Annotated in this window: 16 protein-coding genes; 15 read left to right on the top strand and 1 reads right to left on the bottom strand. The window is 32.4% G+C overall.

Annotation, left to right across the window (positions count from 1 at the left end; translation table 11 throughout):
- Positions 1-262: 262 nt before the first annotated feature.
- Entirely contained in the window at positions 263-451 is a 189-nt protein-coding gene (locus tag H8718_RS10750) for a ribbon-helix-helix domain-containing protein (RefSeq protein ID WP_249332893.1), read from the bottom strand.
- A 191-nt stretch (positions 452-642) separates the two neighbouring features.
- On the opposite strand from H8718_RS10750, the gene H8718_RS10745 reads away from it, so the two are divergent.
- The 15 genes from H8718_RS10745 (at position 643) to H8718_RS20590 (ending at position 14,969) form a co-directional block, all read left to right on the top strand.
- A complete protein-coding gene (locus H8718_RS10745; protein WP_249332892.1) occupies positions 643-1,209 on the top strand; it encodes a helix-turn-helix domain-containing protein in 567 nt (188 codons plus the stop codon).
- A 10-nt stretch (positions 1,210-1,219) separates the two neighbouring features.
- The gene (locus H8718_RS10740) at positions 1,220-1,459 is read left to right on the top strand and encodes a helix-turn-helix domain-containing protein (protein ID WP_249332891.1); all 240 of its coding nucleotides are present in this window, start codon (positions 1,220-1,222) and stop codon (positions 1,457-1,459) included.
- Positions 1,459-1,761 carry a hypothetical protein gene (locus H8718_RS10735; protein WP_249332890.1) on the top strand — a complete coding sequence of 101 codons (303 nt, stop codon included), beginning with the start codon at positions 1,459-1,461 and terminating at the stop codon, positions 1,759-1,761. The genes H8718_RS10740 and H8718_RS10735 overlap by 1 nt, the downstream gene beginning before the upstream one ends.
- Positions 1,762-1,781: 20 nt before the next feature.
- Complete coding sequence (locus H8718_RS10730; RefSeq protein WP_249332889.1) at positions 1,782-2,711, top strand: ParM/StbA family protein; 930 nt, start codon at positions 1,782-1,784, stop codon at positions 2,709-2,711.
- Between the two features lie 168 nt (positions 2,712-2,879).
- The gene (locus H8718_RS10725) at positions 2,880-5,402 is read left to right on the top strand and encodes a Spaf_1101 family AAA-like ATPase (RefSeq protein WP_249332888.1); all 2,523 of its coding nucleotides are present in this window, start codon (positions 2,880-2,882) and stop codon (positions 5,400-5,402) included.
- A gap of 248 nt (positions 5,403-5,650) precedes the next feature.
- Positions 5,651-6,025, top strand: coding sequence for a helix-turn-helix domain-containing protein (locus H8718_RS10720; protein WP_249332887.1), 375 nt, complete (start codon positions 5,651-5,653; stop codon positions 6,023-6,025).
- Positions 6,026-6,111: 86 nt separating this feature from the next.
- Entirely contained in the window at positions 6,112-6,498 is a 387-nt protein-coding gene (locus tag H8718_RS10715; RefSeq protein ID WP_249332886.1) for a helix-turn-helix domain-containing protein, read from the top strand.
- 2 nt (positions 6,499-6,500) lie between these two features.
- A complete protein-coding gene (locus H8718_RS10710) occupies positions 6,501-6,932 on the top strand; it encodes a hypothetical protein (protein ID WP_249332885.1) in 432 nt (143 codons plus the stop codon).
- A gap of 225 nt (positions 6,933-7,157) precedes the next feature.
- On the top strand, positions 7,158-7,358 hold the full coding sequence (locus H8718_RS10705) for a hypothetical protein (protein ID WP_330597654.1): 201 nt from the start codon (positions 7,158-7,160) through the stop codon (positions 7,356-7,358).
- 140 nt (positions 7,359-7,498) lie between these two features.
- Positions 7,499-8,806, top strand: coding sequence for a hemolysin family protein (locus H8718_RS10700; protein ID WP_249332884.1), 1,308 nt, complete (start codon positions 7,499-7,501; stop codon positions 8,804-8,806).
- A gap of 132 nt (positions 8,807-8,938) precedes the next feature.
- Entirely contained in the window at positions 8,939-11,506 is a 2,568-nt protein-coding gene (locus tag H8718_RS10695; protein ID WP_249332883.1) for a beta-N-acetylglucosaminidase domain-containing protein, read from the top strand.
- Between the two features lie 280 nt (positions 11,507-11,786).
- The gene (locus H8718_RS10690; protein ID WP_249332882.1) at positions 11,787-12,332 is read left to right on the top strand and encodes a GNAT family N-acetyltransferase; all 546 of its coding nucleotides are present in this window, start codon (positions 11,787-11,789) and stop codon (positions 12,330-12,332) included.
- Between the two features lie 141 nt (positions 12,333-12,473).
- Positions 12,474-12,650, top strand: coding sequence for an HTH domain-containing protein (locus tag H8718_RS10685; RefSeq protein ID WP_249332881.1), 177 nt, complete (start codon positions 12,474-12,476; stop codon positions 12,648-12,650).
- 59 nt (positions 12,651-12,709) lie between these two features.
- A complete protein-coding gene (locus H8718_RS10680) occupies positions 12,710-12,952 on the top strand; it encodes a YgjV family protein (protein ID WP_177668554.1) in 243 nt (80 codons plus the stop codon).
- Positions 12,953-13,127: 175 nt separating this feature from the next.
- Entirely contained in the window at positions 13,128-14,969 is a 1,842-nt protein-coding gene (locus tag H8718_RS20590) for a family 10 glycosylhydrolase (RefSeq protein WP_283246197.1), read from the top strand.
- Positions 14,970-15,060 lie beyond the last annotated feature (91 nt).

Raw genomic sequence — 15,060 nt, 5'->3', positions numbered from 1 at the left:
TTATTTTTTTGCCATATAATATTACCCACATCCTTATAAATATTTTTCTAACCCCTATACCTATATACTTCCTACCCCTTAGAACTTTTCTTCTAGGGGGTTCTTTTTTATTTCTAAGGGGGGCCCTCAAAACAGGGAGGGGGATATAAGGATGTGAGGATAAATAATATATCTATAATAAAGCTTATAATATGTTTTATAGTATCGTTATTGTTAAAGAAAGAGGTAGATGGGATGAGGACAATAAAAAACCACCTGAAATTTATTCGGTGGTAGTTTCAACAATCGGTTTATCATGCTTTTCAAACAATAACTCTAGAGCTTCATCGACTAGCTTAGATTTATTAATTCTTGTTTCTTGAGACAGTTCTTCTAATGTATCTAAAAGACTTATATCTACTGATGTTGAAAAATGTTTACGCTTTACTGGTCGCGTATTTCCTCTTGGCATAATATAAGCTCGCCTCCTATTATTGATTTCTTATTATATCACATATAAAAACTTAAATAAACCTATGGAAATATAAGCAAATTTAATAAAAAGCATTTAAACTTAATTAAGTTTGATTAAACATGTTGACGTTTAAAAGTCTTTGAGCTATACTGTGAACATAAATAAAACAGCTCGAAAGGAACCACATCATGCAAAATACATCAACTCAACTGGAAGGACTTTGGATAGACATTAATATCCTTAAGGATTCCAATTTAACACTTCAAGAAAAATTTACTCTAGCAATCATCAAAGCATTAGACAAAAGCAATGGTTGCTTTGCATCAAACAAGTATTTTGCAGAAATCCTTCAAGTAACACCTAAAAGAGCAAGTGATATTATTCAATCACTCATTACCAAGAATTACATAACCTCAACTATTGAGGACAACTATAAACGAACAATTCGTGTGCTTAAGAATGCATTGCCACAGGAAGAAAATATGGAAGAGGAGGTACCTCAAGAACAACAAGAACTATCAACCACACCAAGCAAAAAGAAGCCACTCATATGGAAAGGCTTTGAACTTAATAAGATGGCTGAGGATGCAATCGAAAGGCTTAAAAGAAGATTCCCTGAGCTAGAAGCTTTCCTAAAGGGGGAGCCTATAGATCAGGCTCAACCCACTCGCTTTAGAACGAATGAAGAACTGGCAAGCACCTATAGGGAAGTACCAACTGAATGGTGTGGCGTAAGTCAACTACAATTTACATAGAGGTGATAAAATGACAAATAGAGAACTAGCAGTAAAAATTGAACAACTAACTAAGCGATTAGAGGAAATTGAAAAAAAGAAGGAGCATGAAAAAGCACTATACTCAGTTGAAGAAGTAGCTAAAAGGTTAGGGGTAACTAGGGAAGCTGTTTATCAAATGATTAAGAGACAGGAAATTCCAGCTATTAAGTTTGGAACTATAAAAATACGTGCAGTAGATATAGAAAAAATCGTAGGAAGTACATTGTAATGGAACGATTTAGTATATCCATAAGCAGTAGAATGAAGAAGCAACTAGGACTTATGGCAAAGGCTAATTTTAGAAACCTAAATGGTGAGATTAATAAGGCCTTAGATGATTATATAAGGAAGAATGGTACAAGTGTGGTAGAAGATGCACCAAATTGGTGGGAGTGTGAATCAAAAGGGCAAGAATGTCAACCACAGCAACACCTAATTGAACCAATCAAGCACAAGCAAGCACCAATAGTACGCCAAAATGCACCAATTATAACCACACTACACAATACTGATGAAATAGAAGAATTTTAAACAACAGGGAGCATGACAACATGGCAAACAATGTGAAAAATTTAGGACTTGATATGGGTAACAGCACCATTTGTGTGGCTGGCATAAATGATAAAGGTGAGATAATAAAGGCCTACACGAATAGCGTATATTCAATGGATACGGCTCTTATAAGTGGAGATATTATAGAATGTAAGGGAGTTAAGTTAGCACTAGGGGTAGGGCAGACTACCCTTAGTAATGTGGACAAGACAAATAGAGAATACATAGAGCAGCAAATATTATGGGCAGTACATAGTTTATATGGAAGTGGCACATATTATATTAACTTAGGTGTGGGCTTACCAATCAGCATCTACAAAGCTAAGAAGGAAGAGTTTAGAGAGAAGATAAAGGCTCTTGGAACAATAGAAGGTGTGGTTAATGGAAAAGAGATATCAGTAAACCTTGTTGATGTTAAAGTACAAGCAGAAGGGTATGCAGCACTTAGGATTCTGACAAATTATATAGACAAAGATAATACCACACTTATTATAGATATAGGTATGAAAACCACAGATGTTATCCTAATAGAATGGAATGGTAAATTTATAATAAGCAATTATGGAACAACTAATATTGCCCTTTATGATATGTATAAGGTATTACAGGATAAGATTGCTAGTGAGGGTGTAGAAGTTACTATAGAGCAAATCGATAAAAAGCTTCAGTCCAATAAGCCAATTATTAGGACAGAAAAAGGGGACTTTAATTTAGTTGAGCATTTAAGTGATGCACTTCACGTTTGCCGAGATATCATGAAGGATATTGAAAATAAGTTTGGCAAAACCATTTTACATGACAAGATTTTTGTTGGTGGAGGGGCAGAGAAGTTTTTGGGGGCTGTTGAAGGGAAGGTTAAGAATAATGTAGAAGTGGAGAAGGAGTTGAGATGGTATGGTAATGCTGTGGGATATTTATGGAATACCTAAATCTAAAGAAGGATATCTAATCTTAAAAGGGAAAATTAGATATTTTAATTTATATAAGTATGTAAGTAGATAAATATTGATAAATATTGATAAATATTAATCGTTGTCGATTTATAGGCTTTAATATAATATAATGCTATAGATAATTTTGTTTTAGGAGGGATTGTTATGGGAGAATCAATACCTGGCATTAACTTAGCTTATAGAACGATAAAAAGCGAATCTATGAAATTAGGGGAATTCAAAAAATGTGAGCTACATTTACATACCCCTGCATCTTATGATTATGAGTTGATACGTGGAAAACTATATAAAAATCTTAGTGTAGAAGACTTGCTGTATATAGCAATACAGCAGGGGGTTTATGGGAATGATTGTAGTCTTCAAGTGCTACAAGAGAAATTTAATAAATTAAGTTTGGAAGTAGAGACATTTCCAATAGATAATATAAAAGATTTTATTGGGTATAGTGTAATTGCATATAAATTATATATTGAGCAAATCGATTTAGTAGTTATATGTGACCATAATACAGTAGAGGGATATGATAAGCTAGCATATATGTTAGAGTATTATTATGAAACTAAGTTCAAATATACTATGCAAAAACACTATGTAGATATATTACTAGGTGTGGAAATTTCATGTTCTGATAAAAACCATTTAATTGCTATCCTTGATAAGCATTATAAAAATAATATACGTAATTATTTAGAGGAAATATTATTAAATAAGAACTGTGAAGAAGGTACATATATAGATAGTCGAACACTAATTGAAACATTAAGTAATACATATAAAGCAATAACATATTTGGCACATCTAAACTCATCTGAACTTTTAGGGAGTATTGCATATAATAAAGCATTATTTAGTTGCAGGGATTTAAATTTAATAGGTATAAGTAGCCTAGATAAAATTCAAGGTCTTGAAAAACGGCTTAAAAGTTACAATTCTAAAAAAGATTTTACATTTGTATTAGAAGGAGATGCTCATTGTATTGAAGATATCGGTAAAAAAAACACGTGGATTAAATTTCAAAAGAAAGATTTTAAATCATTAATTAGGGCTATAAGGAATAGGGCTATTTGTATACGGGCGAACACACCTAATACAGTAACAAGATATATAGAGGGAATACTGGTAGTGCCTAATAAAAATGGTTTTCTATGTAGTAATCATGATCAATTATATAATTCATTTTATACTGCTTTTTCGCAGGATTTAAATTGCCTTATTGGTGGAAGGGGAACTGGAAAGAGTACGCTAATTAAAACATTAGAAGTAGTATTGACGAGAAGATGCACTAATGAAATGGAACTTAATCAAGTAGCTAATAATAAAATAATTTATTGTTTATTTCATATAGAAGATAAAGAGTATATTATTTCATTTATTCCTCAAACAGATGATCAGGCAATGTATTATGGGGATAAAAATAAATTTAGACATATCGAGAAAATGAACGATGGTATTAGGTTAGGAAACGAATGGGTTCAGGTTTATGAGTGCATTGGAGGTGAGTTTAAAAGGTTACCAGATGATATAGTAGATATTATTTTAAATAAAATATTTAGAAGAGCCTATAGCATAAACGAATTGGTTAATCAAATAGCTGAAGGTAAGATTAATGATTTTATAAGAAATACTGTAACATATGGAGTACAATATGAGGGGATAGAAAAATATGAGTTATTATTTAAAAAGATCCCTAATCAGTCTTTTGCTAAAAGGTTAAGAAGTGACTTAATAAATGAAATGATCCTTTTTATTGAAGATAGGAAGAAGAAAATTGAAGAGAGTATTTATAACTTTAATACACAGTATAGAGATATAATACAGATTCAATACTCACCAAAGTTGAAGGATTCAATTGATTATCTCGAAGATATACTAGATTGCTTAGAGAAAAAAGGAAATATTAATTCTACATATCTTACTTGGAGGGGAGCACAAGTTTTCATCAAGGAATGTGTGGATAAAATGGGGTATCTAAATTTCTTGAACTATCTTTTAAATGATAAATATAATGAAATAGAAAAAGTGAATAGTATAGTTGAATACCAAGATAAAGAGGTTAATTTCTATCAGGCAGAATACAATTTAGATGAAATTAAAAAATCTAATATTAAAGGAACATATAAAGACATTAAGAGTAGAATAATTAAAGATAGAAGTAAACTAGAATCCTCTATAATAAAATGTCTTAGAGCTACAGACGACTTTACAATACTTTTTAATATTAATTCTAAGGAAACACATAGCCCGCTTCCTTGTATAATGAAAGATATTAAAAGTTTATCACTAGGTCAGAAAGTAGTTGCACTTCTTACTTTTGTATTTAATTTTGGACTCTCTAACAACGATAATACTACATTAATTATTGATCAACCTGAAGATAACTTAGATAATCAGTATATTTATAAGAATTTAGTATCTAGTCTAAAAATGATAAAAGCACATAGACAAGTAATAGTAGCAACACATAGTTCAACTATTGTAACTAACGCAGATGCAGAACAGGTAATTGTAATGGGATCAGATAATGAGAAGGGTTGGATTCAAAAAAAAGGATATCCTTCAGAAAAGAATATTATTAAACACATTATTAATTATATGGAGGGTGGGATAGATTCATTTAAACACAAAAAGGAGATATATCAGATTTTCATACCATTAGAAATAAATTAAAATTGAAGGCTAATAAGATGATAAAGTTCCTGAAAAAATATATTTAAAATAGATAAATAATAAAAAACTTAAAAGTAGAGATAATAAGATAAAATATTTTTGGTATTATAGTCAATACAAAGTGTCAGCTAAATATATAAAATTAATTATAAGGAAGGCAGTTAACCACAACTGCCCTTTTTTATTTCCACTCAATAAAATACATATTTCAAACTTTTAAATCCACACTAATTACTGAGGTGAAATTTATGAACAAAAACGAAGTGTGGATAGAAGCAGGTTCAAAGTTACGCAATATAAGAAAGAAAAAAGGTTTATCGGTATTTCAAGTTAGAGACGAGTTAGGAGTGCCGCTTAGTTATATAATAAAGTTAGAACGTGGTAAGGTGATGCCTTCAGAGGCAATAATAGTTTCATTAGCAATGCTTTATGAGATAGATAGAAAACAAATATATGATATGTATCAGTTAATTGAAAGTAATAGGGCAGAAGAAATAGCATCATTATCACCATATTTGAGGCAGATTGCTAATGATCGTTCAATTAGTAAATTAGCAACACAAGAATATTTTGATGAAGTTTTAGATGAATTGAAAGAGATAGCAGAGAAATATAGGATATAAATTAGGCCTTATTGTAGGTCTTTTTTGCACACTCCTATACATATTATCTGCTCTATATCTCACACTAACTATATGAGGTGGCATATATGAAAAAAAATCAAATGTGGGTGTGTGCTGGTGAGAAATTAAGAGAATTGAGGAAAGAAAAAAACTTATCAGTACATAAAGTTGGAAGGCAATTAGGCGTATCAGGAAATTATATTAGCTTAATAGAAAGAGGGAAAACCTTACCCGGAGAGTCAATGTTAATAGGTTTAGCTGAATTTTATGATATTGATAAGCAAGAGTTATTTGATATGTATGGAAGGATAGAGAGTGAACAAGTTCCCAATATTATTGCATTACCTAGTTCAATAAGAAAAACACTTAATCAAATATCTAAAGACAAATCGCTTTCGAATGAAGAAATAGATGAAGCTATACAAGCACTTCGTGAAATGGCAGAGCACTTAGCAAAAGAAAAGGAGAGATAGATATGTTTAATAAATTTCTAGAATGGTATGAGGAAACAATGGTGGAGATATTCCCATATAATTTTCTAGTTCATTTTGAAGAGGTTATTCTGATACTTGCGGGTATTTTTATAGGGATTCTTATTATGGCGGCATTTGGGGCAAATTTTTTAAGAGACTTGTATAGTGTAGATAATCATGGTATTCATGCATTCAGAATGATTAGGGTTAAAGAGGGAAGGAAGACGCTGTACAAGGTTTCCTTTAGAAGTTTTTCTAAAGCCTTTCAACAGTTATTGCTTTTGGGATTTAGCCCAATTTTCACATTTAAAAATTATACTAAGAGAGATGAAAAGAGGACTAAACGATTTATTATAAGTATGTTTATTATGGGAATATTAATGATAGGCTTTGCTGTATTATCTATATGTACAATATTTCATTCCAAGCTTTAGGAAAAATAGCTTAATAGGATAAAAGCGATTAAAAAGCTCTAAGTGAGGGAAAAATGAGGGAAAGTACTAATGATAAAAATGATAAAGCTCTAGAACCCTTGTAAATCAAAGGCCCTAGAGTGAATTTTTTTTGAAATCTTAAGGACATGGAAACCACATTATTATTATGCAGATGTACATTTCTACAACTTTCCATATGCTTTTGGGTTACTCTTTGCTAAAGGATTGTATGCGCAGTATTTAGAGCGTCCGGATACTTTCCCAAGTGAGTATGAAAAACTGCTAAGTCTTACTGGTAAAATGAAAATTAAAGATCTTACAAGTGCTGCAAATATTGATGTTCATGATATTAACTTCTGGAGAGCATCTCTTAAAACAATCGAAGAAGATATTGAAGAGTTTATTAAATTAAGCTATGAAATATAAGTTTTAAGGAATATGAGAAAACACCTAGACCTAAAAAGGATTAGGTGTTTTTTATTTTAAATATTAGCAGAATCTTAACACCCATTTTCTATAAAATATGATATGATTTTATAAAATTAAAAAAAGAAAGGATGACATGAGTGGAATCATCGTCGGGGAATATATTATTCCAATTAGCTTTAATACTTTTATTAACAGGAGTGAATGCCTTTTTTGCTTCAGCAGAAATGGCTATCGTATCAGTAAATAAGAATAAGATCAAAAGACTAAGCGAGGAAGGGAATGCTAAGGCCAAATTACTTGAAAAATTAATAGAGGAACCGAGTAATTTCTTATCTACTATACAAATAGGTATAACACTAGCGGGCTTTTTCTCGAGTGCATCAGCTGCTACAGGATTATCGAGCTATCTTTCTAAATTTATGGAGACTGTACATATACCTTATTCAAGTGAACTTTCTATGATAGGTGTGACCCTAGTGCTCTCCTATTTTACCTTAGTATTTGGAGAGCTGGTACCTAAAAGGATTGCTTTAAAGAAAGCAGAAACAATTGCACTATTTTCTGTCAGCGCTATTTATAGTATTTCTATAGTGGCTAGGCCTTTTATTAAAATCTTATCTTTATCAACAAGTCTTATTTTGAAATTAACAGGTAATACAACTGAAGATATAGAAGAAAAGGTATCAGAAGAAGAATTAAGAGCTTTAATTTACCAGTCAAAAAAAGATGGGTGCATTGAAGCTGAAGAGCAGCAAATGTTAGAGGGTGTATTTGAATTTAATGATAGAATGGCAAAAGAGATTATGACCCATAGGAAAGATACCTTTGTTATCAATATAGAAGAACCTATAGAAGAAATTCTGGATAAGGTTATAAAGCTTCACTATTCTAGAATACCTGTCTATAGAGAAGATATAGGCCATATAGTTGGTGTGCTTTATGTAAAAGATTTAATAGCAGAAGCGAGAAAAGTAGGTTTTGAAAATATTACATTAGAAAAGATTCTTCATACACCTTATTTTGTTCCTGAGACTAAAAAGATTAATGCACTATTTAAAAGTTTTAAGGAGAAAAAGAAGCATATAGCTATTTTGATTAATGAGTATGGTGGATTTGCAGGCATAGTAACCATGGAAGATTTAATTGAAGAAATTATGGGTGAAATTCATGATGAATATGATGAGGAAGAAGAAGGAATAAAAAAAATAGGGAAGAATACCTTTTTAGTAAAAGGGTCTGAAGCTATCTATCATATTAATCATAGCTTAGGTATTCAATTGCCTAACGGAGATTATGATACATTAAATGGTTATTTAGCTCAGCAGATAGGTGACATACCAGAAGAAAATGTAGATATTGAAATGGATCATATACACTTTAAAATTATAAAGATGAAAAGTAATCGAATAGAACAGGTTCAAATACAATTTATGGATAGTCTATAACTTCTAGTAATTATCTAAAAAAGAATTAAATATTTTGTAAAGTTAATGAGTCATATTGACATGAAAACTAGTTATGTTATACTGAGTTTAGTAAAAATTAGTAAATATATACAAAGGTAAAGGACGGTTAATATGACTAAAATTTATGAAATTTTCCCAGTACCTCAGCAGCTTACTAATCTAGGGGGAGAAGTAAAACTTACAACAGAGATCAATGTAGTTATACCAAAAGATTTAAAAGATGCTACATGGAATAAACTTCAAGAAGTATTAGAAGAAAAAGGTTTAGCTTATAGCGTTTCAGGTGAACTTGTAGAGGGAAAAACAAATTTATACTTAGCCTATACAGAATCTGTAAATGAAGCGGATATAAGTAAAATTACAAGTAAAGAATTACATAAGTTTACTAAATTTGAAGGATATGAACTTGTAATAGATGGAGAAGATGTAGCACAAGTTGCTATCGTTGGATGTGATGCAGAAGGACTTCATTACGGTGTAGTAACTTTACATCAAATTCTTACCCAAGTACAGGGTATGAATGTTAAAAAATGTATGATACAAGACTATCCAAACATTTTATATCGTGGGTTCATTGAAGGATTCTATGGTTTCCCTTGGACACATGAAGATCGTATGGACCTTATGGCATTTGGCGGAGAGTATAAAATGAATACTTATATCTACGCTCCAAAAGATGACCCATATCATAGAAAACACTGGAGAGATTTATATCCAGAAGCAGAGGCTAAGCAAATCGCTGAACTTGCAGCAACAGGCCATAAACATAACTTAAGCTTTATGTGGACCATTCATCCAGGGGATACAATTGATCTTAAATCTGAAGAAGATTTAAATTCAGCACTTGCTAAATTTGAACAACTTTATGGTTTAGGAGTACGTCAATTTGGTATCCTCTTTGATGATATTGGTGGTATTCCAAATGGAAAAGACCAAGCAGATTTTATTAATAGCATTGATGATCGTTTTATTAAGGCTAAAGGGGATATTAGACCACTTATTACTGTAGGAACAAGATACTGTGAAGCATGGGGTCCATCTATGATTGGTTATTTCAAACCATTTGTAGAAACATTACATAATGATGTAGAGATCATGTGGACAGGTGCGGCAACAATGTCAAATATCTCAAGAGAACAATGTGACTCCCCAAAACGTACAATTGAGTCAGATAAAAACTTATCTATTTGGTGGAACTACCCAGTAAATGATTACTGTGATGCTAAAATGTTAATGGGTAAAATTGAAAACTTAAGCTCAGATATTGATAATGTAAATGGGTTCTTCTCAAACCCTATGAATCAAGCACAAGCTTCTAAACAAGCACTTTTCTGTATTGCAGACCATAACTGGAATACACAAGCATTTGACCCTACTGCAAGCTTTAAAGCATCTTTTAGAGCACTTGCACCGGAAAAAGTTGCACATGCTTTAGAAATTTTTGCATCTAACAGTTGTTATCTTTTAGATGATGGAGGGGTAAGTGGTGACTTCCTGTTTGATGAATCATGGTACTTAAAGGAAGATGTTAAAGCACTTCAAGAAGGTGTAGCAAATGGAACAGATGTAACGGAATATGCCCAAAGACTTCTTGCGAACTTTAAAGAAATGGAAGTATGTGCAGACGTTATTATGTCTGAATGTGAAAATAAACGTTTAGTAGAAGAGCTTACACCATTCGTAGCAGCATTTAAGCTTGCAGCTCAGGCAGGACAAAATGCTATTCATGCTGTAGAAGCGTATAGAGTAAAAGATGCACTTAAAGTAGAACTTTACAATGAAGCAGCATTAAGTGATCTTCATGCAATGGATGACTGTAAAGTACTTCGCTTTAAAGATGGCAGAGAACAATACTTCGTTGTAGATGTAGCAACACATGTTATTAAACCGTTTGTAAGAGAGATAATTGGAACAGTCGCTGTAGCAGTGGGTATTGAAAATGCACCGCTTACATTACATTATGATAAAAAGAACATCGCTTTAAGTTCACTTGGTGTAACTGTGACAAGTACAGGAGATGCAAGTGAGTATGAAGCATGTGAGAATGTTATTACAGGCCAAATCGCTGGTCGTAAATGGTGCTCTAGAGATTACCACCCATACATTACATTAGACTTACAAGAAGTTAAGAATATTAAACAATATCGTGTTGTTAACTGTGGGCATCATGAGGCAAAAGAAACACAAGTGTGGAATACTCGTGAGTTCCAAATCTTAACAAGTATTGATGGCGAGAACTTCAAAGTAGTAGATGAAGTAGTAGATAATGCAGCAAATGAAGTAACACATATGCTCTTTGATGCAACAGATGCAAGATATGTACGATTACAAATTATTGAACCAGCTCAAACAAGTATAAATGGCAATGGGCATACACGTATTTATGCATTTGAACTCTTTGATGAGGCTTATCCAGATCAATCTAGAAAAGTATTACCTTCAGAAATTGAGTTTTCAGCAGAGGGGCGTGTTGTGATTCATAATGTGAAAAAAGGCGATGTTATCGCGATTTATAATACATTAGAAGATAAAGAAGCTATCATGGTTTCTAAAGAAGTTGTAGAAGGTGAAGACCAAGTAATCTTTACAGGCCTTAATATAGAAGGAGATAGAGTGTTTGTAGAAAGAACTTCTAGAAATTATCTCCCAAGTGTTAGAACTTCAAAAGGATTAAGATAAATAGGAGCGAAATGTCTTGTAATAGACCATTATAAATGGTTTTTACAAGACATTTTTTCTAAGTTGTCTATCAAATAAAGATTCATTAAAGTAAAAGGTAAGAAAGAGTTTTAAAGATTATACAAACTATACCTTATACGATATTTTTATTAACTTAAAAATGGTACATATAGTGTAAAAATCATATCAGAAGATATGATTTTTATAAAAGAAAGACATTATAAAATTTTACTAAATGATAAAGTTGGTATAGTACTTAATGAGCTTTTAGAAGGTAGTAATGAATGAAGCGCATAGAGATACATACAGATTAGGTTGTAAGAAGATTAGGATGTATATTGAAAAAATTAAAGAGAGTAAGGTAAAGAAACAAATCTCAAGAGAGATATTAGAGGGTTTACCAGCTTGGTTTGGAATTCCTGAATCCACAGAGGAATATGTTGAAGAGAGTAGCAACATGCCTTTTTGGGCAGTGCTAGAAGAAGAAAAGACTATAGGATTTATAGCTATTAAACAGCATAGTGAAGATGCAGCGGAAGTGTATGTCATGGGGGTCAAGGAAGACTATCATAGTAAAGGTATAGGCAAAATGCTAATGGGAGAATGCTTTAAGTTCTGCTTAGATAAAGGAATAACATTTTTACAGGTGAAAACATTAGGCGAAAGCCATCCAGATAGACATTATGCAAAAACAAGAGCTTTTTATAAAAAGATGGGCTTTAAAAAACTGGAGGTACTGAGCACTCTATGGGGAGAAGCTAATCCTTGCTTAGTCATGATAAGGTATATAGATTCAAATGAAAGAGTTGTTCAGAAGGGGAAGTAGACTAGATGAAGGGTTAAAAGAAAAGTAATTGGAGAGTTATAGAATGATTTGAATAATAGTCGATAATTATTATTGACAACAAATTATTAATAAGATATGCTCAAATTATATAGAAAGTATATGTAATGAGGAGGGTTTTTTATGGAAACAAAAGATAAGGTATTAGAGCTTTTAAAGAATAATGCAGAGCCTATGAAAGCAGCTGAGATTGCTGAGAACTTAGGGATAGATAAGAAAGAAATCGATAAAGCTATTAAAACTTTAAAATCAGAAGACGTTATTACTTCACCAAAACGTTGCTACTATACATGTGAATAAAAATAATAAGATATCGAATACTAAAACAGACTATATCATAGGAAGATAGGATGATTTAGATGTTTGGTATTCCTTTAGTTGAATGGATAGGTTATGCAGCATCAGCAGTTATTGCTATTTCATTACTAATGATAGATGTTGGGAAGCTCAGAATTATTAATTCTATAGGATGTCTACTATTTGTAATCTATGGGTTACTCGTACATGCCTATCCAGTAGCTGTAGCTAATCTAATTATTGTATTTATTAATTTATATCACCTTTATAAATTAAATACTGAAAACAGGAAGAAGAGTACATAAGTACTCTTTTTTTATTCTATGAAAGTTATACCTCATTATAGTTATTTTTATCTATTTGAAAATAATGTAACATTTGGTATATAATAATAAGGTAAAAATGTAGATTTAGGAACATAAAAAGTAGCAAATACGTCTTAACTATAAGGAGATTTATATTACATAAAGGAGAAGCGTTATGAAAAAAGTAATAGCAATGCTATTGATGGTCATATTAATGGGAAATTTAGCTGGGAGCCAGACATTTGCTAAGCAATATAAAGAAGAGATGCGTGCAGTATGGATTGCTACAGTAAGTAATATTGACTTTCCAAAAGTAAAAGATAATGCTGCTATGCAGCAAGCAGAGTTTATACAGAAGCTTGACGAATTAGAAGATATGGGGATTAATACAGTGATGGTACAAGTAAGGCCAAAGGCTGATGCACTTTATTATTCAACTATTAATCCGTGGTCAGATGTATTAACAGGAGTACAGGGGAAATACCCAGGGTACGATCCATTAGCGTTTATGATTGAGCAGGCTCATAAAAGAGGAATGGAAATTCATGCGTGGTTGAACCCTTATCGCATTACATCTTCAGGAACAGATTTAAGTGCTCTAAGTGAGGGGCATCCAGCACGACTTAATCCATCATGGGTTATGACTTATAATAATGCACTTTACTATAACCCAGAAGTAGAAGGTGTTAAACAACATATAGAAGATACAATAGAAGAAATTATTAGAAACTATAATGTAGATGGTATTCATTTTGATGATTATTTCTATCCATCAGGTTATCCACTTCCAGCTGGAGAAGGGCCAGATGGTGTTGTAGCCGATAGCAGAAGAGAACATGTCAATGAGATGGTAAGACGTGTAAGTGAAGTGATTGAACAAGTAGACCCAGAAGTAGAATTTGGCATTAGTCCAATGGGAATATGGAAAAATAATAATACAGATCCTACTGGTTCAGCTACAGGGGGAAGTCAGTCTTACTATACGGTATATGCAGATACAAGAACATGGATTCAAAATGAGTGGATTGATTATGTAGTACCACAAATTTATTGGGAGACAACACATAAGACAGCAAACTATGAAACACTTGTTAGCTGGTGGGCCAATGAAGTAAAAGGGACAGACGTAAAACTCTACATAGGACAAGGTATCTATAAAGATACTGTTGCAAAAGAGCTGACAAAGCAGCTCGATATTAATAAGCGCTATAAGCAGGTAGAAGGAAGTGTATACTTTAGCCTAAAAGATTTACTAAATAATAGACAAGGTGTAGCTGATCAAATTCGTACCTACTATACAGGTGATGTGCAGATACCAGAAATACCAAGTATACCAGAAGTACCAAGTACACCAGAAGTACCAAGTACACCAGAGATCCCTAGTATTCCAGAGGAACCAAGCGTTCCAGAAATCCCTACTAAGCCGGAACTACCTGAGCTTCCGCAAGATTTACAGATAACACCAGTCGATTTAAAAGGAATAGTGACAGGGAATAATCTGAATATAAGAAGTGGACCAGGTACACAGTATACAAGTTTAGGGAAAGTACATAGTGATACAGTTGTGGATCTTACAGGAGAGGCACAAGGATGGTATAAGGCAGTATTAGCAGATGGAACTGCAGGATGGTTAAGTAGTGACTATGTAGCACCTATTCCAGTGGGTAGTGAAATTAAGCTAGTACTAGATGGTAAGCTTATTGTACCTCCAGTAGCTCCTGTTATTAGAAATGAAACAACTCTTGTACCATTACGTGTGATTAGTGAGAATCTAAAAGCATTAGTAGACTGGAATAAAGAAACAAAAATGATTACTATTACAAAAGATGGTGAAGAAATCAAACTTGTAATAGGAAGTAAAGTTGTATGGGCAAACGGTAATGAAAAGAGCTTAACAACTGCTCCAACAATGATAGAAGGAACAACAATGGTGCCTATTCGTTTTATTAGTGAAAACTTAGGGGCCTCAGTAGACTGGAATAGTAAACAAAAAATTGTAAGCATCTTATCAAACTAATATAAAGAGGATGATGGTGGTGAGTAAGCTGTTTTGTGAGATAAGTCCATTTACTTATAAGATTTCAGTTCAAAAAGAGATTCTAAAGAGG

It is taken from the genome of Zhenhengia yiwuensis, assembly GCF_014384995.1.
GTDB lineage: Bacteria > Bacillota > Clostridia > Lachnospirales > Cellulosilyticaceae > Zhenhengia > Zhenhengia yiwuensis.
This window is presented reverse-complemented; position numbering and strand designations above follow the sequence as displayed.